21 protein-coding genes and 3 pseudogenes are annotated in these 22,330 nt (G+C 34.5%); 19 read left to right on the forward strand and 5 right to left on the reverse strand.

The window, feature by feature from the left end:
• Positions 1-121 precede the first annotated feature (121 nt).
• The 4 genes from RBB48_RS09590 to RBB48_RS09605 all read left to right on the forward strand — a co-directional run bounded on the left by RBB48_RS09590 (position 122) and on the right by RBB48_RS09605 (position 3,724).
• The gene (locus tag RBB48_RS09590; RefSeq protein ID WP_088062401.1) at positions 122-550 is read left to right on the forward strand and encodes a hypothetical protein; all 429 of its coding nucleotides are present in this window, start codon (positions 122-124) and stop codon (positions 548-550) included.
• A 161-nt stretch (positions 551-711) separates the two neighbouring features.
• Positions 712-2,244, forward strand: a complete 1,533-nt coding sequence (locus tag RBB48_RS09595) for a fatty acid--CoA ligase family protein (RefSeq protein ID WP_306007591.1) — start codon at positions 712-714, stop codon at positions 2,242-2,244.
• A 113-nt stretch (positions 2,245-2,357) separates the two neighbouring features.
• On the forward strand, positions 2,358-2,609 hold the full coding sequence (locus tag RBB48_RS09600) for a hypothetical protein (RefSeq protein WP_000435468.1): 252 nt from the start codon (positions 2,358-2,360) through the stop codon (positions 2,607-2,609).
• Positions 2,610-2,698: 89 nt separating this feature from the next.
• Positions 2,699-3,724, forward strand: a complete 1,026-nt coding sequence (locus RBB48_RS09605) for an S-layer homology domain-containing protein (RefSeq protein WP_097890491.1) — start codon at positions 2,699-2,701, stop codon at positions 3,722-3,724.
• 72 nt (positions 3,725-3,796) lie between these two features.
• Here the strand turns inward: RBB48_RS09605 and RBB48_RS09610 are convergent, their stop codons facing one another.
• A complete protein-coding gene (locus RBB48_RS09610; protein ID WP_088062407.1) occupies positions 3,797-4,342 on the reverse strand; it encodes a TetR/AcrR family transcriptional regulator in 546 nt (181 codons plus the stop codon).
• Between the two features lie 385 nt (positions 4,343-4,727).
• Here RBB48_RS09610 and RBB48_RS09615 point away from each other — a divergent pair, with 385 nt between their 5' ends.
• Together RBB48_RS09615 and RBB48_RS09620 are read left to right on the forward strand one after the other, a co-directional pair.
• Positions 4,728-5,834: a metallophosphoesterase gene (locus tag RBB48_RS09615; protein ID WP_088062409.1), complete on the forward strand. Its 1,107-nt coding sequence runs from the start codon at positions 4,728-4,730 to the stop codon at positions 5,832-5,834.
• 226 nt (positions 5,835-6,060) lie between these two features.
• Positions 6,061-7,038, forward strand: coding sequence for an HD domain-containing protein (locus RBB48_RS09620; RefSeq protein WP_088062411.1), 978 nt, complete (start codon positions 6,061-6,063; stop codon positions 7,036-7,038).
• 39 nt (positions 7,039-7,077) lie between these two features.
• On the opposite strand, the gene RBB48_RS09625 is transcribed toward RBB48_RS09620, so the two are convergent.
• Positions 7,078-8,202 carry an anti-sigma factor gene (locus tag RBB48_RS09625; RefSeq protein ID WP_088062413.1) on the reverse strand — a complete coding sequence of 375 codons (1,125 nt, stop codon included), beginning with the start codon at positions 8,200-8,202 and terminating at the stop codon, positions 7,078-7,080.
• 5 nt (positions 8,203-8,207) lie between these two features.
• Positions 8,208-8,698: pseudogene (locus RBB48_RS09630) on the reverse strand (RNA polymerase sigma factor).
• Between the two features lie 137 nt (positions 8,699-8,835).
• On the opposite strand from RBB48_RS09630, the gene RBB48_RS09635 reads away from it, so the two are divergent.
• Both RBB48_RS09635 and RBB48_RS09640 read left to right on the forward strand, forming a co-directional pair.
• A complete protein-coding gene (locus RBB48_RS09635) occupies positions 8,836-9,738 on the forward strand; it encodes an AraC family transcriptional regulator (RefSeq protein ID WP_071721586.1) in 903 nt (300 codons plus the stop codon).
• Positions 9,739-10,022: 284 nt separating this feature from the next.
• Positions 10,023-10,175, forward strand: a complete 153-nt coding sequence (locus RBB48_RS09640; protein WP_046956985.1) for a hypothetical protein — start codon at positions 10,023-10,025, stop codon at positions 10,173-10,175.
• A 389-nt stretch (positions 10,176-10,564) separates the two neighbouring features.
• Here RBB48_RS09640 and RBB48_RS09645 read toward each other — a convergent pair whose 3' ends face one another.
• Positions 10,565-12,307 carry a sensor histidine kinase gene (locus RBB48_RS09645; RefSeq protein ID WP_088062415.1) on the reverse strand — a complete coding sequence of 581 codons (1,743 nt, stop codon included), beginning with the start codon at positions 12,305-12,307 and terminating at the stop codon, positions 10,565-10,567.
• A gap of 9 nt (positions 12,308-12,316) precedes the next feature.
• Positions 12,317-13,021: a response regulator transcription factor gene (locus RBB48_RS09650; protein ID WP_088062417.1), complete on the reverse strand. Its 705-nt coding sequence runs from the start codon at positions 13,019-13,021 to the stop codon at positions 12,317-12,319.
• Between the two features lie 134 nt (positions 13,022-13,155).
• On the opposite strand from RBB48_RS09650, the gene RBB48_RS09655 reads away from it, so the two are divergent.
• The 11 genes and pseudogenes from RBB48_RS09655 (at position 13,156) to RBB48_RS09700 (ending at position 22,146) form a co-directional block, all read left to right on the forward strand.
• A complete protein-coding gene (locus tag RBB48_RS09655; RefSeq protein ID WP_088062419.1) occupies positions 13,156-14,010 on the forward strand; it encodes a CPBP family intramembrane glutamic endopeptidase in 855 nt (284 codons plus the stop codon).
• Between the two features lies 1 nt (position 14,011).
• Positions 14,012-14,368 (forward strand): annotated as a pseudogene (locus RBB48_RS09660) (hypothetical protein).
• Between the two features lie 31 nt (positions 14,369-14,399).
• Complete coding sequence (locus RBB48_RS09665) at positions 14,400-14,699, forward strand: hypothetical protein (RefSeq protein WP_088062420.1); 300 nt, start codon at positions 14,400-14,402, stop codon at positions 14,697-14,699.
• 11 nt (positions 14,700-14,710) lie between these two features.
• A complete protein-coding gene (locus RBB48_RS09670; protein ID WP_088062422.1) occupies positions 14,711-14,899 on the forward strand; it encodes a hypothetical protein in 189 nt (62 codons plus the stop codon).
• 134 nt (positions 14,900-15,033) lie between these two features.
• Positions 15,034-16,302 (forward strand): M48 family metallopeptidase, encoded by a 1,269-nt coding sequence (locus RBB48_RS09675; RefSeq protein ID WP_137011507.1) that lies wholly within the window; start codon positions 15,034-15,036, stop codon positions 16,300-16,302.
• A gap of 133 nt (positions 16,303-16,435) precedes the next feature.
• Positions 16,436-17,215, forward strand: a pseudogene (locus RBB48_RS31845) (MCP four helix bundle domain-containing protein); the annotation flags it as partial.
• Between the two features lie 156 nt (positions 17,216-17,371).
• Entirely contained in the window at positions 17,372-18,163 is a 792-nt protein-coding gene (locus tag RBB48_RS31850) for a methyl-accepting chemotaxis protein (RefSeq protein WP_412677804.1), read from the forward strand.
• Between the two features lie 213 nt (positions 18,164-18,376).
• Positions 18,377-19,279, forward strand: a complete 903-nt coding sequence (locus RBB48_RS09685) for a DMT family transporter (protein ID WP_137011512.1) — start codon at positions 18,377-18,379, stop codon at positions 19,277-19,279.
• 83 nt (positions 19,280-19,362) lie between these two features.
• Positions 19,363-20,034 (forward strand): S-layer homology domain-containing protein, encoded by a 672-nt coding sequence (locus RBB48_RS09690; RefSeq protein WP_147786931.1) that lies wholly within the window; start codon positions 19,363-19,365, stop codon positions 20,032-20,034.
• A 450-nt stretch (positions 20,035-20,484) separates the two neighbouring features.
• Positions 20,485-21,144 carry an S-layer homology domain-containing protein gene (locus RBB48_RS09695; protein ID WP_306007592.1) on the forward strand — a complete coding sequence of 220 codons (660 nt, stop codon included), beginning with the start codon at positions 20,485-20,487 and terminating at the stop codon, positions 21,142-21,144.
• 339 nt (positions 21,145-21,483) lie between these two features.
• Positions 21,484-22,146 carry an S-layer homology domain-containing protein gene (locus tag RBB48_RS09700; RefSeq protein ID WP_088062430.1) on the forward strand — a complete coding sequence of 221 codons (663 nt, stop codon included), beginning with the start codon at positions 21,484-21,486 and terminating at the stop codon, positions 22,144-22,146.
• Positions 22,147-22,330: the final 184 nt, after the last annotated feature.

Genomic DNA, 22,330 nt, shown 5'->3' on the forward strand with positions numbered 1-22,330 from the left:
CACGTTTTATCGGTAAGTCGATATATTTTAAAAATCGCCGATATAATTTCACTCATCATAAAATCACAGGACATTTGCCTCTCATAAAGGAATATATATATTCAAAAGGAGGCGGATTGAAATGAGAAGGCTAATGTACGTTGCATTACTGCTCAGCTTCGTCATCGGAATGACAGCTTGTAACGATGAAACTTCCTCAAGTCGCACACTTTTAACGATTGGAAAGCCAGGGAAGGATAATGTTATATACTTTACGAATACGGATAATAAACGAAAGATAGCTGATATACAAACTATGTTTCAAAATAAGAAATGGAAAAGAAATGAAGCTTTTAGTACGATGAATAAAACGCCAGATCTTGTCTTGTCAATAGATGAGGCCAATACCGGGTTACCGACATTATATGTAACATTGTTTTTTCATGAACACGGAGCGGATGCAATCAACTTGTATGGGGAGCATACGAGCTTGAATAAAAAGGAACTAGAAAAACTTAGTGAAAAGATGAGTGCATATTATCCTGAAATGATTTTAGCCTTAGTTTCATAATGTGTAGGCGAATAGAATTCCCTTATTTTTCTAAAGTGAATCAACAGGAGGTGATCCTTGTATATGCAGTTAATGGAATATCACTTGCTACTTTAATTTTCTTTTAATATAATTAATTTAGAATTTTTAAATATTCTAAATTTTATAAAGGTGGGGTTTGTGTGAATCTCGTTCAATCTTTGGCTGAAACGGCGAAAAAGAAGGGGGATAAACCGGCTTATATATTTATGGATCAGTCGGTCTCATATGACCAATTAAACAAAATGGTCACAAGGTTTTCTAGCAATTTAGCAGAAATGGGCATTGGAAAAGGGGACAATGTCGCATTAGTTGTTGGAAATTCACCACATTTTTTGGTCGGTTTATACGGAACAATGAAAGCTGGAGCAACTGTTATTCCAGTTAATCCAATTTATACAGCAGACGAAATGCATTATATTTTACAAAATGGAGATGTAAAAACAATCATCGTACTCGACGTCCTTCTACCTGTTATACAATCTCTTACAACAAGACTTCCTTCACTTGAAAACATCATCATATGCGAAACCTCATCAGATTTTAACTATACAGAAACCGAAAAAATGAAAACGTTTACGAGAATGATAGGGGCTGGAGATTTAACTTTTGAAGGCCCAGAATTAGATGAAGAAGATGTAGCGGTTATTCTATACACTTCAGGTACAACTGGAAAACCGAAAGGTGCGATGTTAACACATAAAAACTTATATAGTAATGCGAGCGATGTGGCGTCGTATTTACAATATACTGCTGATGATCGCGTCGTTGCGGCTTTGCCAATGTTCCATGTATTTTGCTTAACAGTGGCGGTAAATGCACCGATTGTGAACGGAGCAACTATTTTAATGTTACCGAAATTTAGTCCGAAAGAAGTATTCCGTATTTGTCGCACGTACGAGCCAACGATTTTTGCTGGTGTACCGACAATGTACAATTATTTATATTTATTCGAAGAAGCAAGCGCAGAAGATGTGAAGACGCTTCGTCTTTGTATTTCAGGTGGTGCGTCAATGCCAGTTGCTCTTCTGCAAAACTTTGAAAAACGTTTTGACGTAATCGTTTCAGAAGGATACGGTTTATCAGAAGCATCACCAGTTACTTGTTTTAACCCGCTAGATCGTCCGCGTAAACCTGGGTCAATCGGTACAAATATTTGGCATGTAGAAAATAAAATTGTGAACGAATTTGGGGAAGAAGTACCTGTCGGTGCAGTCGGTGAATTAATTGTTCGCGGACCTAACGTTATGAAAGGATACTATAACGCGCCAGAAGATACAGCAGCGACATTGAAAGATGGTTGGCTGTATACAGGTGACTTAGCGAAAATGGATGAAGAAGGTTACTTCTATATCGTTGATCGTAAAAAAGATATCGTCTTAGTTGGCGGTTATAACGTATACCCTCGTGAAGTAGAGGAAGTATTGTATACACACGAATCTGTAGCAGAAGTTGTCGTAATTGGCGTTCCTGATGAAAACTTAGGAGAAGCAGTACGAGCATACGTCGTTTTGAAACAAGCTAACGTAACAGAAGAGGAACTTATGCATTATTGCACATTACATTTAGCAAAATATAAAGTACCAAAGAGTATCGAGTTTTTAACAGAATTACCAAAGAATACGACAGGTAAATTGTTAAGAAGAGCGTTAAAAGAGAAAGCGATGCAAGTTTAAAAATGGGGGGCAACCATCTTTATGAAGGTGGTTGCCTTTGTATTTTTTAGAATTGGTTAAGCTATAGCCCCATATATTTAAACCGTAATATGACTAATAAGGAGGAGATATATGTGGAGCAAAAGGAATTACGTTTAAGGAGAGTTCAATACCTTATTTGTGACATTATGGATGAAATGAACGCTGAAAGTGAGAAGAAAAACTTAGAAATACTGCAGCAAGTAATCGATCATCTTTCAGGTGCGATAGGTGATTTAGTCGATCCATCAAGCTCGTATTCTATTGATTATTTGGAAAGAAAAGTTCACACGGCGCATTATTTACTTTTTAAAAACGAGCGGAAGGCGTACTTATGTAGGAAATAGTATTATTAATTTTATTTGACATTGATAATCATTATCAATATGATAGTTATGTTGGGTATATTCATATAAAAGGAGATGTCGTATTGATAATGATTAAGAAAAAATATGTTAATGCGTTCGTTATAGCAGCAACTTTAGCAGTTCCATTCAGTGGTATTATGGCACCGATTGCGAAAGCAGAAGCGGCAGTAGAAATGAAAGCAAATAGCAAACTAGCGGATGGCACGTATGACGTTATTTTAAAGACTTATAAAGATCAAACGAATGATACATCAGTTGCGTCTACATATTTAAAAAGTCCAAAAGTAACCATTCAAGGTGATAAAAAAATTGTTACATTAACAGTTCAAGATAGTAGCTATTTTCAGTATCTTAGAGTAGAAGATCCAAATAAAATAGGGACATTCCATGATGTAAAAGTAATCTCCGAAGATAAAGCGAATAACGGTACGAAAGTTGTTCAATTTGAAATGGGTGAGTTCTCGAAAAAATATAATATGCAAATGCATATATTAATTCCAGCAATTAAATATGATCATAAATATCAACTGCAGTTTGAAATCGATGCAAGTGCAATTGAACAGAAACCTAAATTCTCAGATGTCCCGACTTGGGCACAAGAGTCAGTTCAATATTTAGTAGATAAAGAAGCAGTGCACGGTAAGCCAGACGGTACATTTGCTCCGGCTGAAAATATCGATCGTAGTTCAGCTGCAAAAATATTAGCAACTATTTTAGGTTTAGAAATTAATAAAGATGCGAAGCCATCATTCCCTGATGCACAAAACCACTGGGCAACTCCATATATTGCTGCTGTTGAAAAAGCAGGTATTGTAAAAGGTGATGAGAAGGGTAACTTTAATCCGAGCGGGTTAATTAACCGTGCATCAATAGCTTCTATGCTAGTAAATGCATATAAATTAGAAAGAAATGAAAATATGAAACTACCAAAAGAATTTGCTGACTTAAACAATCATTGGGGTGCGAAGTATGCCAATATTTTAATCCAAGAAAACATTTCAGTTGGAACAGATAATGGCTGGGCTCCAGATAAAGCGGTAAACCGTGCGGAAGCAGCGCAATTTATTGCGAAGGCAGATAAGTTGAAGAAATAAATTAAAACGTATACTAGATTTAGCATAAATAAAAAAGGAAAATTTGAACTCCAAATTTTCCTTTTTGCATTGTTATATATTCCTCCTCATCAATTCCCCAACTTGCGTCGCAACGTACTCAACATCATTATCAATTTCATCCAACACGTAAGATTCCAAAATGCCCATGACAGCTGTTCCTAAAAATTTTAAAACGATGTGTGTATCAATGTTTTTATTTACTGACGTATTTGTGTTTAATTTTTTTTCTAGTTCACCCATGATGAACGTTAGGATTTTTTTCTGAAATGATAATGTGCTGTTGCTTCTAAATAACGATGCGAAAAATGGTTTATGTTCTTTGAAGTATTCAAACCATATGACAGTTCCTTCTATATAGCCTTTTGTTTGTTTTATATCGCATATTTCTCTTAATTGATTTAAATGGTCGTCGACAATTTTATCTAATAAATTGTACTTATCTAGATAGTGTAAGTAAAAAGTTTTTCTTCCGATGTTCGCTTTTTCTGTAATGTTTTTTACTGTAATTTCGTCAAAGCCATCTTCAATTAACATTTCAATAAATGCGGATTGAATGGCGTTTTGTGATTTTATAATTCTTCTATCGATTTTCTCCATATGATGTTCCTCCGTTATTGATACATATATTTCGTTATGTGTGTATTATCACCCAAATGCGTAAATATGGTCATTGAAACAAGTGGTTGCTCGTTTTATTGTAAATATACACGTGAGTATTAACTCTCACAAGTTTAAATTTATAATAAAGTAAGGGTGGTTTTATATATATCAGTTACGAAGAGAAATGTCCGTTTTTATGCAAGAGGATTACAAGTTTCTATAAAGAAAATCTGTAAAAGTAATTTTGTTTTGAATGGCACCTCTAATTGTTAGATTTGCATCTAGCGGTTAGAGGTTTTTATTGTGAAGATTGCTGTGCTTAATATTTACGTTAAACGTGCATAACAAGATATAATAGAAGAAATCAAGAAGGAGGCTGACTGTGAAAAATCTTCGTTATTTCAATATATTTACTATGTTAATTGTATACACACTACTCATGTTTTACATCGGCTGGAACGGTTGGGTTTGGCTTCATGCGGTGTTTGGCTGGGAATCTTGGGGATATTACGCTTTCGTAGTCGGATTTATTTCATATGCGTACATTCTCGTGCAAGTGTTTAAGTTCTTGCCATTTCTACGAACGATAGGCTCAATTTGGTTTGCGGTCATACAATATGCGCTTATGCTGTTGCCGTTAGCAAATATTACGGTCTTTCTTTTACAGTTTTCAGTGGAGAAAGAAGCGGCAATTATTTGGACAGGAACGGCCGTGTTACTTGCATTTATCTTTATTTTTGCATATGGAGTATTCAACGCATATAGCCCAGTAGTTAGAAAGTACGAGGTGCACATACCAAAAAAAGTAGAGGGACGTAAAAGCTTACGCATCGCGATGGCTTCTGATATGCATTTCGGTAAATTATCTGGTGTTTCGCATTTAAAAAGACTTGTCCGCCATGTAAATGAGATGGAGCCTGATATTATTTTACTGCCAGGTGATATTATTGATGATCATCCAGGTGTGTTCATTCAAAAAAATATGGGACCAATTATGAAGCAAATGAAAGCTCCATTAGGCGTATATGGTGTGTTAGGAAACCACGAATATTACGGACGAGCGGTTCCTGAATTTTTACAAGAGATGGATAAGATTGATATTCGTATTCTGTTAGATGAAGTGATTACAATTGAAGATCAATTTTACCTCGTCGGAAGAAGAGATAAAACAGAGCGAGATCGCCAAAGCTTTGAAAATCTAACGAGTACGGTAGATAAATCCATGCCTGTTATTGCAATGGATCACCAACCATTCGAGTTGAAACAAGCAGCGGAGGCTGGCGTCGATTTACTACTATCCGGCCACACGCACCGCGGACAAATGGCGCCGAATCATATTGTAACGAGAAGAATGTACGAATTAGACTGGGGATACGCACAAAAAGGTGCATTCCACGCGATTGTTTCTTCTGGTTTCGGATTCTGGGGACCACCATTAAGACTGGGAAGTAGATCTGAGATTGTGCAGGTGGAAGTTACGTTTGAATAGGTGTATAAAATAGAGAGCGAATTGCTCTCTATTTTTTCAATAAAAAAAGGGCTCCACATAAGGAGCGCTCAATAAAAATAAATGAATTAAAAGAAATAACAGACATGTATAATATATAACATTTGTAATTATGTATCAATATATTTAGATTTATAATTTATATTGATATCGATTTTATAAAAAAGGTACGATTAGAAGACGCTGCTGAAATAAAGGGGGATTATAAGTGGTTATATCAGATGTTATTTACGGTGAGTTTAAAGTGGATCGAGTAGTAGAAGAATTAATTGTAAGCAATCCTGTGCAAAGACTAAAAGGTATTCATCAAAATGGCGCAAGCTACTTACTAAATGAGAACTGGAATGTAACACGCTTTGATCATTCAGTTGGTGTTATGTTATTAGTGAAAAAACTCGGTGGTTCAGTTGAAGAACAAATTGCAGGTTTACTGCATGACGTATCACATACTGCCTTTTCTCATGTAATTGATTATGTTTTTGATAATAGAAATAAAAGTTATCATGAAGAGATATTTAGTTCTGTCGTGAAAAACTCAGAAATTCCAGCGATTCTTTCGAAGTATGGTTATAACTATGAAGATATTTTATTAGATGATTCGAAATGGACGTTACTCGAAAGGTCAGCACCAGAATTATGTGCAGACCGAGTGGATTATACGTTACGAGATATGTATACATATGGGTATGTTTCTTTAGAAGAAGTTCACAGTTTTTTAGAGGATGTCATTGCTGTAGATGGGAAAATGGTTCTTCAAAGTGTCGAAATGGCAGAATGGTTTACAGAAACGTATTACAAAGAAGTAATTGATTTCTTTATGAAGCCAATGAATATTTACGGAAACGACATGTTAGCGAAAACGCTAAAGTTAGCTCTTCATAAAAGGATTATTCATGCAGATGACTTTCTTCTTGAAGATGATGAGCTTATTTCGAAATTGCAGCAATGTAATGATCCAGAAGTACATGCTTTATTAAGCAAAGTTCATCCGAATGTAAACGTAAAAGAAGATAGAAACGATTATGATTTGTATCAGAAAAATAAAGTCCGTCTCATTGATCCTCCATTATTTCGTGAAGGTGAAGTTGTTCCATCGTCTGCTGTGTCGGAAAAAATAAGACAGATGAGCGAAATTGCTTATGAAAAAGCGGTGAGAGGGATGTATGTGAAAGTGATTTCGGATTAAAAAGGAGAGCATCACTCCTAGATGCTCTCCTTTTTCTCATTAATAATCAAACCAATTCCAAATCTCAATATCTCCAAGAGTCGCATAACGAACGTGCGGCGAGTTTTGTAATTTTAATAACTCTTTCGACGGGCCAGTAATGACCATGCCGTATACTTTGACGCCGTTATCTTTTACATACTGATAGCGCTTATCTAAATTCAGCACTTTTTCAGGAATCCAAGTCGTTTTACTTACAGTTTCTTTATTTATCGAAAGAATACGCATCATTTCGATTACTTCATCTTCTTTTGTGTGTAGTTTTTTTGTTTCATCTTCAGGAAGATTTATATGTTCTCGAAATCCGATAATTTCTCCGCTATGCAAGAGAAAATTTTCTTCATTTATTCTTTCTTGTCCTGTGTCTAAAGCGTACCATACAGGAATTGGCGGCATTTCTTGTGCTTCAAATGCGCTATATAGAATGGATTCTACTTCTTGTAAAGTGTAAACTTTATCGAAGGATATCGCTACTTCTGCAACAGTCCCCTCATGTATCTTTCCAAGTGTATCCCAAACTTTTTTAGATGATTCTTTCAAAGAAGCTTCTTCCTTGATTTTGGGATGAACAAAGGAAACTTTTTTTGAATAGGCTCTGTTTGCCCAAGATTGATTTGTGGCAGTTACAGATGATAAGAAACTACTCATTGTTACTGTACCAATTGGAAATTCTTCTTTGCCGACAGTTTTAACTAAATTCATTTCATTTTCTGTACGGAAAAAGGGTTTAACCTTCGTACTTCCTCCAGTGGAACGACTATTTGGCATTGTCGCTTCTAGTGCGAGTGCTGGAATCTCATTTACTTCAGAAAAGTTTTTCATATTATTCGAATAGAAGTAAAAGGAAGATGCAAAATGACCAACAAAATAGATTGCTATACAAACAGCGAGGACAAAACTAACGGTTTGCCAACGCTGTTTCCATTTTATTTTCCAAAACGGGATTTTAAAATTTTGTGGTGGTAGTCTTTTCTTTATCGGTTCACTCTTCGAAAGTAACTCATCTAAGTAAGCTTCACACTTTTCACATGTTTCAATATGACTTTCTAATTGCACTTGTTCATCATGCGTGAGCGTTCCGTTTTCGTACTTCCCCCATAGTTTTTTAAACTCTGTACAACCCATCCTGATCACTCCTTTATGCTTTTCGTTTCTTTTCGTCCCCTGTATAATTCGATTTTTACTTTCGCTAGTGAGAGACCGGTCATTTCTGCTATTTCCTTATACGAGAATCCGTAGTAATCTCGTAGTAGTAGCACATTTCGTCTTTCAAGGGGAAGAGAAGATAAACTGTCTAACCAACTAGCAATTTCATGTTTTACGAAATAAGAGTGCTCTGTACTTGGTATGTTCGGTAAATGGAATTCTTCAACTGTCGTTGTTTTATATCTTTTTTCTTTTCGATACCAATCAATAAAGGCGTTGTAGGCAATTGTAAATAACCACGGTCTAATTTCTTCTCCTTTATAATAGTCAATATGGACGAGCATTCGGTAAAAGGTTTCTTGCATGAGATCTTCCGCATAGTGGGAATCTCCGGTTAGGGAGAGAAGATAGCGAAATAAAGTGAATCTTGCATATGCTTGGAGTAAATGTCTTCTAATGATTGTTTGCGTTTCACTACATTTCCCTCCCTTCATACATAACAACGAAATACATATAAAAAAGTTACATTTGTTTTTAAAAATATAGTAAAAAACGTCAAGAATTGGATAGGATTCTCTTTTATCATAATACATATAAGGCGGGTGAACAGAGATGGAAAGCTATGAAACACAAATTCAAAGGTCAATTGATTATATTGAGGAAGATGTAATGGAAAAACAGACGCTGCGTAATTTAGCACGCATTGCAGGTTTTTCTGAGTCGCATTTTCATCGTGTATTTCAGGCGTTAGTAGGTGATACAGTAATGGAGTATGTTCGAAAGAGGAGGTTAGCCCGGGCAGCTTATCAACTTTCTCATACGGATGAAAAAGTTATTGATATCGCATTTGAGCATGGCTTTCAATCTCACGAAACGTTCACGAGAGCCTTTAAAAAAATATTTCAAATGACACCGAGTGAATATCGAAAACAAGAAATTGAAACGCCGATGTATTACAGCGTAAATGTAAAACAAAGAAAATTAAATCCGTATTTAGGAGGCATACAAATGGAATATCGTATTGTAAATAAACCAGAATTTTTAATGGCGGGTTATGAACTGAAGACGACAAGTAAAGAAGGGAAAAACCATCAAGACATCCCAGCATTTTGGCAAGAATATTTACAAAAAGACCTTGGAACGACGATTCCGAATCGTAAAGATACGAGCCAATGGGTAGAGCTTGGATTATGTACTGATTTTAATTTAGAAACAGGGGACTTCACTTATATAATTGGAATGGAAGTTACAGGGTTTGAAAATGTGCCAAATGAAGTTGCGAAGCGTACTTTCCCAGCAGCGACATATGCTGTATTTACAACGCCGAAAGTTCCTCATGAAGAAATGGTATCGTCTATTCACCAAACGTGGAATGCAGTATTCTCAGAATGGTTCCCGCATTCAGGATACGAACATTGTGGCGTTAATGAATTTGAACTATACGATGAGCGTTCCCATGCAGATAAAAGTGAGTTCGCTCAAATTGAACTTTGGATACCAGTGAAGAAGAAATAATAGGATAAGAGCGAATCATTGGGAGATGGTTCGCTTTTTTATAAAGAGGGAAAAGGAAAGGGGTTCAAAAATTAGAATGTGTTTGTGTTTGTAGGGAAATAGCTAAAATATGGAGATGACCTTTCATAGTGAGTTGTGAAAGGTTATTTTTACGAGTGGATTGTTAAATTTGTATTGCCTCATCTGTAATACATTTAAAAATGATAAAATAAAGTAGCAATTAAATATTGCGGGTGGAAGGTTATGCCCTTTCTTCATTTTGTGGAGAAAGGAGGTGTAATCGTATGGAATTTCTTTTGCAAATTTTGTTGGAAATCACAAAAACTATAGCTAGAGAAGGTATAGTTATGGGATTTAAGAAATTAACGACAAAAAGGCGCAAAAAGAAGACCACCCGTCTGCCTGCGAAGCGTGGGAAGTCTTCTAAGCGCAAATAAGCTTTAGTTGCAACCTTCCACCTTGCGGTAATTAGTTGCAGTGACGGGGTGTTGGGAGCACCTCGTCTACTTCATTTTATGCAAAACTTAGTTAGTTTATACTTCTATTTATAGTATAACAGTTTAGAAATGTATTTGTTAATAGTTTTATTTTTACTTTGTATAGTAGGAGTAGACTGGTATTGTTGGTTTTTGTCGACAAATCGATATATCTTGAAAATCGCTGATATATTTTGAGTTACGCCGATATATTCAAAAAATCGCTGATATAATTTCGTGTACCGCTGAACTATCGCAATAAGCAAGAATAAAAGGCGAGTAACATAATTTCATTTACCGTTGAATTCTCCTAGAAAAGAAAAAAGAAAAGACGCCAGATAGCGCCTTTCCTACGAATGAAATGGAAACACAAGTATAATTGTCGTACCTTTTCCGAGTTCGCTGTCAATAGAAATTGTTCCGTTATGAGCATGAACGAGCTGTTTTGTAATAGCGAGGCCAAGTCCAGTTCCGATGTTGCTTTCTTCTGTATTTGTTCCTCTGTAATATCGCTCAAATAGAAGCTCTTTCGTTTTATCATCCATTCCTTTTCCATTATCTGAAATAGATAGTGTAAATGAAGTAGCGTTTTGCGAAAGTTTTACGATGACGTTTGTCGTTTCATTATTATGTTTTACAGCGTTTACGAGTAAGTTTTCGATAATACGCTGGAACCATTTTTCTTCAATGAAATATTGAATTTTGTTTGAGCTTGGTACGAATTCAATATTTTGATTTTGAAGTGTTGGGTTATTAATAAATTGTAATAATACTTTTTGAACGAATTGATTCATTTCAATGTTTACGTGCTGCGCAGGAAGACTGTTATTTTTTAATTGATACGTTAAGCTTAAGTCATCAATTAATGTCGTCATATATTGCGATTTCTCTTTCATAACGCTGCCGAATTGTTGAATGTCACGATCAGTCCAGTTGTACTGCTTTGATTCTAGTAATAATGCGTAGCCATAAATAGAGCTAAGTGGCGTTTTTAAATCGTGCGTTAGACCGGTAATCCATTCTTCACGTGTTTGCTGCAGTACTTGCCTCATCGCATCATTTTTTTTGAGTGTAATAGAAAGGTGCTCTAGTGAATTTGTCACATCACTAAATAAGCGGAATGACCATTTTTCTTTACCAGATTGCCGGAACCTGACAGGTTTCCCTTTTTTACTAACAGGTTCTTCGTACTTTCCACCAGCGATGTTTTTAAGCCAGCGCATCGCATGGAGTAACGGTTTTCCAAATTTATTACCGTACCAAATAGAAAGAATGACTAAATAAACAAATACGATAAGAAGGATTAATCCGCATCCGATTAGAAACTTTTTAGTAAATACATCGTCTATTTCATCATCTGGATAGTAGTACTCATTTTTGGCAGTTACAACAAGAAGATGATTGCTATTTGTGTCGTAAAAGCTAGACGTGTTTTCTTTATGATTCCACGGTTCCTTTTCGCTAAGAGCAGCTTGTATGACAGAAAACGTTTTTTTCTTTCCATCTGGATAGGAGAATACTTCTTCGCCATCACTATTAAAGATTTGAAGTGCTGCTTTTTCTTTAGAAAGTAACTGTTTTTCTTCTTCTGTTAATGTGAACGAATCCGTAGATACAGACGGGTGCTCTTTCTGGATTGTTTTCAGTAATACATTGCTTTTTAACATACCGCCGTATATAACAAGTACGTTCTTTTCTTCTAGTTCAATTTCCCAATATGTAAATGTATAAGGGCTTTCTATATGATTCTGTATATACGAGAATAAAAATGTTTTCGTATAAGATGTCGGTACGTCACTCGGCGTATTAAAGTGATAGAGAACTTTTCCATTTTCCTCTACAACTTGAATCCAATCATTTTTTTCTTTAATTAAGTCTTTTACTTCAGCTTTTAACGAAATATCGCCATCTTCTGAAGAGATATATCTTGAAATCATAAAATTATCAGCATCTGGAATATTCGGTTCGTATGAAGTACTCGTAACAAGAAAAATTAAATACGTGAAAGCCGCTACTACAGCAATCAGTAATGTAACTAAAACAAATACGTGTTGCATGATAAACTGAATAATAAGTCGTTTATTAAAGTTCATATCGTCACCCTACTTTGTAAGGAACTTATAGCCAAGTCCGCGAACGGTTTTTATATATTCTGGTTTACTTGGGTCTTGTTCAATTTTTTCACGTAGTTTTCGAATGTGGACCATAACGGTATTATCATCGCCATTATAGGCAGGTGCTCCCCAAACTTTCTCGTATATTTCTTCTTTCGAAAATACGTAATTCGGATTCTCGCAAAAGAAGAGTAATAGCTGAAATAGCTGGGCGGAACATTCGACAACATGTCCATTTACTGTAAGCTCTGCGGAATATCGATCAATTTCAAATCTACCAAAGGAACTGGATTGTGCTTTTTGTTCGTGTGGTACTGCTTGTTTCATATGTCTTCGGAGTTGTGCTTTCATACGAGCTACTACTTCAAGTGGATTAAATGGCTTCGTAATATAATCATCTGCACCGTGTGAAAATCCAGATATTTTATCTAAATCAGATGTTTTAGCTGTGAGGAAGAAGATCGGGCAATCTGTTTTCTGGCGAATGATTGGACAAATATCAAAACCAGATTGTCCAGGAAGCATGACATCTAAAATAATTAAATCGTATTCATTTTGCTGCGTGAGAGATAAAGCTATTTCAGCCGATGTTGCAGTTGTAATATGAGAAAAACCTTCTTTTTCAAGAATGGTAGTTAGTAATTGTAAAATTGCTGTTTCATCATCAACGAGCAAAATATTTGCTTCATACATAAAAATCCCTCCTAATTTCCTCGAATATCATATCATCTTTCGGTAACTTATGGAATTTTTAAGGAAATTTTAAGGTTTTCTTTCTCAAAAAATTAAGAATCAAATGATATGATAAAAGTAACATAGGGGAGGAGATGAGTGTGAATCCGTTTCAAACGATGCGAGTTAGGTATTTTTTAATTGTATTTGCACTATTAACTTTAGTTGCAAGAGTCAGTAATGAATTGATAGAAAATACATTTCATATGCAAAATTCTACTTTTATAAATATTCTTATATTCTATATCTTTCCGATTACATGGATTTTTTTTGAGTATAGAAAACACCGTGTTTCCTTTTCATTATTTATTAATAAAAATGAAACATTTAACCTGGTGCAAGTTTTATACATTGCACTTATGTTAGCCGTGTTTAGTTATGGATATCTTATTTTGTACATGTATAGTTTTGCATGGATTACACCGGAATTTATTATGAACGCATTACGTGAACCGGTTATTGATAGCACAGGGGGATATGTATATCAAATTATTATGGTCGTGTTCATCGCACCAATTATCGGTGAATTTGTTTTTCGCGGATTTTTACTGCAACGTTTCGCAGCAAAATGGGGAACGAGTATAGCAATCATTGTAGTAGCGATGTTGTTTGCGTTGTTACATGTTGATTTCCTAGGCGCAGTAGTATTTAGCGTTGTACTATCAATCGTATATATTCGTACAAATAGCTTACTCATGCCAATTGCTATTCACATGTTAAACAATGCATTTGTAATCGGTGCTTCTTTTCTAATAAATAAAGAAGAGATAATGAGTTTTGCAGATTTCTCAAATTATACGACGTTCTTTCCAGGGCTTCTTATTTTTATAACGGGATTAAACTTAGTACTCATCTTTTTATTTGTTAACCGCAAATATTGGAATAAAGAAATGCCAGCTATATATGTAGAGCAGGAAAAGAGTTTTTCAAACGTAGTGGGGGATAAGTAAGATGAAGAAAACGGTTGAAAAAATATTGAAAGACATGATAGAATCTACGTTTCTTACAGATATTTGTGATAAAAGCGTGTGTCATTAGGTGCAACCTGTAGTAGATACGATCGTGTTTCTAGAGTATTACTTATTTTCTAGTACTCTTTTAAAAGAAAATATTATTTCTCTTCTTATTGTGTTAGGGGTTTTAATACTATTTGGTCTTATTGTAGAAGCGATGATGAAGTGTATCTTCAGAAAAAATGAAGAGAAGTATATGTGGGTTTATAAAGTATTCGAGAAAGTAATGGGGGCTTTCCTTTTGTTTTATAGTATGAAAACTATCATTTACTTTATAGCTTTGAAACATCATTAATTCTAAATTTGAAAGGGATGTATAAAATTATATGAATGAAACAATATCATCAAATAAGTTTTTTTATTTGATTTTGCTTAGTATAGTGCTGATCACGACAGTCAATGTTATTCTTCGCTGGGAGGAAGCTTATTTCTTTATGTATTTAGCACTCCATTTGCTAGGAATATTATGTATAAGCGGTGGAATAGTTGCTGAAAAAAAGAGTGAAGAAAGCATTAATTATATGTGTGTGACCGGTCTCATTTTACTATTAGCTGTGCAAGGTATTATGAAATATAGTTCTTTTTCTTTACAAGATTTTAGTTTATTAATGGATATACTTCCTTAAGGGGGCGCGTTATGTTATGTAAGAAGCAAATAGGATACGTACTAATTTTAGTAGGTTTTTTTACGCTTATTGTAACGACGTTATTTTTTCAAGACTATGAATATATACGCTATATAAAAGGGGCTGGTTTCATATGTTGGGTTGTAAGTATATTTCTTATCCCAGAGTATGAACCGAAGAAAGTGTCTAAAGGTAGGTAAAACTCTTCTATTTGTAGAAGAGTTTTTTTATGTGAATAAAAGGCTCGCGAGCAATTCGCATAATAAGCTTGTTCTAATTTAGCATGTACGAACTTACAATAATAATAGACAGGCAGCATAGAGGAGGGAATAGCGTGAGGAAGGTTATTGGGTGGTCGCTTTTTTTGTACGTTGGGTTTGCGTTGCTTATATATTGGTATTTATTTGGATGGAATCATGAACTGATTCCGGACATGTATAAAGGAACGAGTGCAGATCCAGAAACGTTTATGAATGCGAGAGAGCTTACGCTAAGCCAAGATTATTCGCGCGTGAAAAATTTACTGTATTTTTTAGCGACGCCTCTGGAATGGATTATTTTATTATTTGTACTTGTGCTCGGTGTTTCAAGAAAGTTTGAGAAATGGTCGAAGGAAACGACGAAAATAAGTGTCCTGCAAGTTGCGATTTATTTCTTTTATTTATCACTACTCACAACAGTTCTAGCCCTGCCGATGCAATGGATTAGCCGAAAAGTATCCGTTGATTACGGCATTTCAACGCAAAGTACACAAAGCTGGATAAAAGATCATGTTATCGGTTTTTGGGAAAGTTATGCGACTATGTTAATCGTAGTTACTGTTCTGTTATGGCTTATCCGTAAATTCCCGAAGAGATGGTGGCTAGCGGGATGGGCACTCTCTGTTCCATTTACAATCTTTTTAACATTTATACAGCCGGTCGTTATTGATCCGCTTTATAATGACTTCTCGACGCTGAAAAATAAAGAATTAGAAACGAAAATTTTAGCGATAGCAGAAAAAGCTGATATTCCAGCTAAACATGTATATGAAGTAAATATGTCGGAAAAAACGAATGCATTAAATGCATATGTAACAGGAATTGGCCCTAACGCTCGTATTGTAATGTGGGATACAACACTTAAGCAATTAAAAGATAAAGAGATTTTATTTATAATGGCCCATGAAATAGGGCATTATGTTATGAAACATATATATTGGGGCGTTGCGAGTTATGTGTTGCTATCGTTTATAGGGATGTATCTCATTAGTCGTATTATAAATATGTGTATTCGAAAATGGGGAGATACGCTGCAAATTTCAAAAGTAGCATGTTTTTCAATTTTACCTTTATTTTTCTTAATTTCTTCTGTACTCTCTTTTGCATCACAGCCAGCAACAAACTATGTTTCTCGTATAGAAGAACGAGCAGCAGATCAATACGCTTTAGATATGACGAAAGACGGGAAATCTGGTGTAAAAACGTTTCAATATTTATCAAAGACGAGTTTAAGCCAAGTGAATCCGCCTGCGTTAGTGAAGTTTTTCTTATACACACATCCACCAATTTTCGAAAGAATTCATACGTTTGAACAATATGAGAAACAAAGCAAAAAGAAGTAGCGATTATGCTACTTCTTTTTTAGAGATATAAGTTTTATATTGGGAATATTTATCATTGCTTTTTATTGCGATTTTGTGAATAATAAGCTATAAAATTCTAAAAATCTATATATAAAGGAATAAAGGTGAAAAAATGTATTTTTTAAAAAATTTAAAAGTGAAATATAAATTATTATCGCTTATTTCATTAGCAGTATTGAGCATGGTAATTATGAGCTGCGTAGCAATTAATTCTATTAATAAGATTAAGCATGATACAGAGGTTGTAGTAGATGATTATCAACATTCTGTAGTTTTATTAGAAGGAATGCTTCGTACACAAAATTCACTAGAGTATAACTTACTAGAATTAATTACAGCGTCACCAAATGAGGGGACAAATAAAGAGGGGATTATTGGTAATATTGAAAAGGATCTTGAAAAATATGATTCTTTATTAAAAGAATATGATGATGGCTTCAATTTAAGTAAGCAAGAGGATGAGCTGTTTCAGAAGATGAAGGAATCTTTGCCAAGTTATATGGAGACATATAAGAAGTTGTTTGATAAAGCGAAGGTAACAAATGAATCTCAAATGGTAAACGAATTTCATAAGGAATTAAAACCGAAGGGAGTAGAGTTAGCTAGTTATGCTGTAGATCTAGAAGCGTATGTTTCAAATTTAGCTGACCAAGTATTTAAAGATTCTCAAAAAATGATAGATCGGTCCGTTATTACTTTTATCATTCTTGTAGTAGTTACTACAGTCATTATATGTATAGTAAGTTATATTATTAGCAAGCTTATAGTTGCACCTTTACAAACGGTTAGTCGTATGATGGAAAGAGCAAAAGAAGGAGATTTAACTGTACATGGTGAGTATAATGCTAAGGATGAATTAGGTGTATTAGTAAGTGATTTTAACGAAATGATTGCAGGGCTAAGAACAAATATGCAAGAAGTAGAGAATAATATTCAGCTTTTATTCCAACATGCAGACGGAGTAGTATCTGCATCGGAAGTATCTAGTGGTGCAGCGAAGAAAATCACTATAGATATTGAAGAAGTTGCAAATGGCGCAGAGGGCCAAATGCAGGCAATGGAGCAAACTGCGGGTGCGATGGAAGAGTTGACACAAGGAATGCAGAGTATAGTGAATACATCATCCTCTGTAAATGAATTGTCTGCTCAATCAGCATTAGATGCAGAGAGTGGTAACAAATTAATGAAACAAATGATTCAACAGATGGATACAATCCAAAATTCAGTACATAACGGTGTGAAACAAGTAGAGACTATGAAAGAACAATCAGAAGAAATTGTTAAAATCATTGATGTTATGCAAGGTATTACCTCTCAAATTAACTTATTAGCATTAAACGCCGCAATTGAGGCTGCCCGTGCTGGGGAAAGTGGTAGAGGATTTGCAATTGTGGCAGATGAAGTAAGAAAATTAGCAGAACAATCTAGTGATTCTGCAAAACAAATTGAGAAGCTTATTACTCAAGTTATGGGAACAACGAACCATACGGTACATATGATGGGGAAAGTAGATAATGAGGTACAGGCAGGTACACAAGTAGTAATGCATACAGAAAAAGTATTTGGAAAAATTACAGAAAAAGTACAGCAAGTATCTGAGCAAATTCAAACGGTATCTATGTCTACAGATGAAATTGCAGCGAGTAGTGAAGAGATTTCGGCTTCTGCAGAAGACATGGCTCAAATATCCCAAAGATCATCTGACCGCACTGATAGGGTAAAAGAGTCTATTCAACAGCAAGAAAAATCTGTTCAAGAGATCTCGGTTTCAATTGAACATATGCATAATGCAGCAGGAGGATTAAAACAAATAGTTGCCCAATTTACTCTTCAAAAGTAGTAGTATATTTAAGTTTTAATATAGAAAAATTCCATTCAATAAATAAAAAAAATCATCCTATATAACAAAGGATGATTTTTTTATGGGAATTTTGTGCAGTTATCACTTAATATATTCTAATTTTTTACAATTTTCCGATTGTAATATATAATAATACGTAATGTTTTGGAGATTTTTCATTTGTAAAAGATAGTTTATAGGAGGAGAGAAAGGGTGTTCAATAAAAAATCAATGCCGGCTATAAAAATGATCCTTTCGATGTCTATTTTCGGATCAATTGGATTTTTTTCTACTCAAACAGGTTTACCGTCTTTTGAATTAGTATTCGTTCGTTGCATTTGTGCGACTATATTTTTAGCATTATGTTGGCTCGTAACAGGACAGTATAAAAGTGAGAAATGGAATAAAAAAGAAGTAATGCAAATATTAGCATGCGGTGTATTTCTCGTTTTTAACTGGGTATTTTTATTTAAAGCGTTTGAAGTTATGTCGATTACAATTGCGATTTCAGTTTATCATCTTGCACCCATTATCGTATTAATGATTGGTAGTATTGTATTTAAAGAGAGACTTACAGTGTTTGCGGTTATGTCCATTGTCATTTGTTTTATCGGTACAGTTTTAGTAGCTGGAGTGGATGGAAGTCTATCGCTTGAAAAACTGATGTCATCTGGAATGGTATGGGCACTTCTTGCAGCATTATTTTATGCTTTTACCACTTTATTAGGAAAAGGAATTCAGCATACGAGCGCATATGCGATGACATTTTTACAAACATTTTTAGGTATATTTTTATTGCTACCATTCGTAGACTTTGGCAAGTTTCAAGGGTTAACAGAGATGAACTGGATGATGATCACAGCGACAGGTCTTATACATACGGGATTTGTATATTACTTATTTTTTGACAGTTTAAGAGGTTTATCGACGAGATTAATTTCTGTATTAGTGTTTTTAGATCCTGCTGTTGCAATCCTATTAGATACAGTCTTTACCGGATTTAGACCAACTAGTATGCAAGTAGTAGGGATTGTTCTTATATTTGTAGGAATGGCATTTACTTTTCGAAAAACAAAGGACGAAAAAATAGCGGTAAAAGAAAGTTTGTATTCTTAATTGTAAATAATTAGGTGTATTCTATTGAAAATTCCCTTATTTTTTGTACAATATAAAAGGTAGGAAAATAAAGGAAAAGGTAGATGAGAGAGATGAAAAAGCTAGTAAAGATAGCGACATCGTTAACTTTAATGGGAGGAATATTTGTAAGTGCAAATGGTGTGTCTGCAAATACTGATGTTCCCCAAAAATCCGGTCCTAATATTATGATAGAGTTTGATGATGTAACAACAGGTCATTGGGCATATGATGAAATTACGAATTTAGTATATCATCGAATTATGTATGGATATGGAAATGGTAAGTTTGGTGTAGAAGATAATATAACACGTGAACAGGCGGCGGCAGTATTACATCGTGCACTTCATTTAAAAAGAAGTGTGTTTAATGAAAATCCATATGGAGATATTAGTGGGAAATCAACAATGTTTCCTTACGAAATTTTACATTTAACGAATATTGGTATTTTTAAAGGAGACGAAAATGGAAATTTCCGTCCGAAAGATACACTGACTCGTGCAGAATTAGCACAAATTTTAACGAAAGCATATGAGTTGAAAACAAAGCGTCCGCATACATTTACAGATATACGAGAAAACCATTGGGCAAGAGATGCAATTAGCGCATTACAGTCTAATAATGTAGCGGTAGGAACGGGAGATGGCAAATTCGAGCCTGAAATGCTCGTTACACGTGGGCAATTTGCGAAGTTTTTACAACGATCAATTGATAATTCGCCAGGGAAAATGGAATAGATAAAGAGAAAGCTCATAATTTGTAGAGGAGACATCCTCCGCTCATTATGGGCTTTTATTAATAGATAGGTTATTATTTTCGTATGTTGTAGTCCAGTTGATATTCTTTGTCGAAACGTCGATATATAAGGAATAACAACATATATTTGCTTTTTTTGTCTAGAAAATGAACTTTTAAAATGTGAAGGATTTCTTTTTAAGAAAGTAGAATATTTAATGTATAGAAACACCCTTAAATGATCATAGGAAAGAGAAATGATTTGCGTATAATTCGGTATAAAAATTGAAATTGAGAGCGAATTGGCTCTCCTTTAGTAGTGATTTTCACAATAATAGATTTTTTAAATGTAATATATTGCATAACGGGTGCGAAGGCAACATATGTAATATTGGAAAGGATTTCAGTCTATTATTTTCCGTTTTTTAAATGGAGATAAAGGGGAGAGGGCAATGAAGAAGAACATGTTACGTATAATGGCAACGGTAACTATTATGGGCGGCTTGTTTATAAGTACAAATGTTACAAACGTAAAAGCAGAAGAATATCCAGAAATGATTGTTTTTGATGATGTTCCAGTAAACCACTGGGCATATGACGATATAATGGACGTAGTATACAATAAAGTAATGTTAGGCTATGGAAATGGTAAGTTTGGTGTAGGAGATAATGTAACACGAGAACAAGTAGCAGCAGTACTTTATCGTACATTGAATTTGAAAAAAGAAGGACCTTTAAAAAATCCATACAAAGATATTTCTGAGAGGGCAACAATGTTTTTAGATGAAATTTTAGTATTAACAAAGCATGGTATTTTTGAAGGTGATGAAAAAGGAAACTTTAGACCAGCCGCACCTGTAACACGTGCAGAAATGGCGCAAATTCTTACGAAGGCATTTACATTTGAGGTGAAGAAGAACCATACATTTAAAGATGTACCAAATAATCACTGGGCAAAAAATGCGATCAGTGCACTGCAGTCTAATCATGTCATAGTAGGAACAGGAAATGGGGAATTTGAACCGAATAAAGTTGTAACACGTGAGCGATATGCAACGTTTTTAAATAAAGCTGTTTTTTATTTTCCTGTAAAAGATGAGGATTATGAATGAAAGTTAAAATATAAGGACATTTAAATTATATCAATATAATATAAAGTAATAAAAAAGCGTGGGAATTCCACGCTTTTTTATTGTTTTATATTATTTATAAGTATATAAATTTTCTATTCATAATTTAGTTGTTGGAATTTAGTGGATAAGAAGAGATTGAATAAAGTAACTTTTTCTTGCTTAAATATGAGATTTAGTAACTTTATTATTAATAGAGTGTAAATAAAAGTATATGAAATATAGTTCATAAATTAGACAAAAATCACATGGAAATTATATTGTTACGCTTTCGTTAATTCTTTATATTAGAAAAAAATATGTTTTTAGGGAGAGAATACTTTGAAGAAAAAAATTTTAAAAGTAGCAACAGCTTTAACAATTATGGGTGGAGTAGCATTTAGTGCTGAGGGGACTACAGCAAAAGCTGAATTAGCTGCAAAGCCACAACAAGCAAGTCAGGCAATCTTTAAAGATGTACCAGCAGGACATTGGTCTTATAAAGCAATTCAAACTTTAGCAGAACATGAAATTATGCTTGGTTACGGAAATGGTGTGTTCGGTTTTGGACATAACGTAAATCGTGAACAAGTAGCCGCTTTAATTTATCGCGCACTAGATCTTGATGAAGAATTTGGTGAAGATGAGGTATTAGAAAGCCCATATAATGATATTGTTGATGATAACTCAACGATGTTTCCTTTTGAAGTTTTAGCAGTAACAGAATTAGGTATCTTTACAGGTGACGAGAATGGGAACTTCAGACCAAAAGCTACGTTAACACGTGCAGAAATGGCGCAAGTTCTTACAAGAGCATTTGGATTACAAGTACAAGGAACAGCAAAATTTAAAGATGTACCAAAGGGACATTGGGCAGAAAATGCGATTAATGCAGTAGGTTCAAATGGTATTTCAGTAGGAGATGGAAAGGGTAACTTCGCTCCGAACATGAAAGTAACACGTGAACAATATGCTCAGTTCTTATTTAATTCAATGTTTAAATAAATAATAAAGAAGGAGCCGGTGTTGTATAACACTGGCTTCTTTTTTTATATGTAATGCCGGTGGAAGAATACAGTTTTGTAAAAAAAAGCAATTAAATTTTCAAAAAAAACTTCCTTTTCTGAAGATTTGTTATATAATATAAAACATAAAATCAAATCTGTTATAAAACAGTTTAAGAAGGGGA

This window comes from Bacillus sp. MMSF_3353 (assembly GCF_030733445.1).
In the GTDB taxonomy this organism is placed as follows: domain Bacteria; phylum Bacillota; class Bacilli; order Bacillales; family Bacillaceae_G; genus Bacillus_A; species Bacillus_A wiedmannii.

Coding starts and splice junctions, on each gene's coding strand:
- RBB48_RS09645 (WP_088062415.1), bottom strand. CDS start 12,307: ATGAACTTTAATAAACGACTTATTATTCAGTTTATCATGCAACACGTA.
- RBB48_RS09610 (WP_088062407.1), bottom strand. CDS start 4,342: ATGGAGAAAATCGATAGAAGAATTATAAAATCACAAAACGCCATTCAA.
- RBB48_RS09605 (WP_097890491.1), top strand. CDS start 2,699: ATGATTAAGAAAAAATATGTTAATGCGTTCGTTATAGCAGCAACTTTA.
- RBB48_RS09625 (WP_088062413.1), bottom strand. CDS start 8,202: ATGGGTTGTACAGAGTTTAAAAAACTATGGGGGAAGTACGAAAACGGA.
- RBB48_RS09635 (WP_071721586.1), top strand. CDS start 8,836: ATGGAAAGCTATGAAACACAAATTCAAAGGTCAATTGATTATATTGAG.
- RBB48_RS09665 (WP_088062420.1), top strand. CDS start 14,400: ATGAATGAAACAATATCATCAAATAAGTTTTTTTATTTGATTTTGCTT.
- RBB48_RS09670 (WP_088062422.1), top strand. CDS start 14,711: ATGTTATGTAAGAAGCAAATAGGATACGTACTAATTTTAGTAGGTTTT.
- RBB48_RS09690 (WP_147786931.1), top strand. CDS start 19,363: ATGAGAGAGATGAAAAAGCTAGTAAAGATAGCGACATCGTTAACTTTA.
- RBB48_RS09655 (WP_088062419.1), top strand. CDS start 13,156: ATGAGTGTGAATCCGTTTCAAACGATGCGAGTTAGGTATTTTTTAATT.
- RBB48_RS09650 (WP_088062417.1), bottom strand. CDS start 13,021: ATGTATGAAGCAAATATTTTGCTCGTTGATGATGAAACAGCAATTTTA.
- RBB48_RS31850 (WP_412677804.1), top strand. CDS start 17,372: ATGCAGGCAATGGAGCAAACTGCGGGTGCGATGGAAGAGTTGACACAA.
- RBB48_RS09695 (WP_306007592.1), top strand. CDS start 20,485: ATGAAGAAGAACATGTTACGTATAATGGCAACGGTAACTATTATGGGC.
- RBB48_RS09590 (WP_088062401.1), top strand. CDS start 122: ATGAGAAGGCTAATGTACGTTGCATTACTGCTCAGCTTCGTCATCGGA.
- RBB48_RS09640 (WP_046956985.1), top strand. CDS start 10,023: ATGGAATTTCTTTTGCAAATTTTGTTGGAAATCACAAAAACTATAGCT.